General features: G+C 63.2%; 1 pseudogene. It reads left to right on the forward strand.

Annotated features, from left to right (window positions below):
- Positions 1 to 612 (forward strand): annotated as a pseudogene (locus EOA36_RS36625) (excinuclease ABC subunit A); the annotation flags it as partial.

Here is a 612-nt window from a genome sequence, read left to right on the forward strand (position 1 = left end):
AAGTGACGGAACAGTCGATCCGCAATGCCGATCGCTGGTTTACCGACCTGCCGGCGCAGCTCAACGACAAGCAGAATGAGATCGCTGTCCGCGTCTTGAAGGAAATCCGCGAGCGCCTGCGCTTCCTCAACGATGTCGGTCTCGACTATCTCACTTTGTCGCGCAATTCCGGCACGCTGTCGGGCGGCGAAAGCCAGCGCATCCGGCTGGCCTCGCAGATCGGCTCGGGCCTCACCGGCGTGCTCTACGTTCTGGACGAGCCGTCGATCGGCCTGCACCAGCGCGACAACACGCGTCTGCTCGACACGCTCAAGCATTTGCGCGACATCGGCAACACGGTGATCGTCGTCGAGCATGACGAGGACGCCATCCTGCATGCCGACTATGTCGTCGACATGGGTCCGGCCGCCGGCATCCATGGCGGCGAGATCATCGCCCAGGGCACGCCGCAGCAGGTGATGGCCAACCCCAATTCGATCACCGGCAAATATTTGTCGGGTGCGCTCGAAGTAGCGACGCCCGGCGTGCGTCGCGAGGCGAAGAAGAACCGGCGCCTGAAGGTTGTCGGCGCGCGCGGCAACAATCTGAAGAACGTCACCGCCGAAATCCCGC

This window comes from Mesorhizobium sp. M8A.F.Ca.ET.021.01.1.1 (genome assembly GCF_003998025.1).
GTDB lineage: Bacteria > Pseudomonadota > Alphaproteobacteria > Rhizobiales > Rhizobiaceae > Mesorhizobium.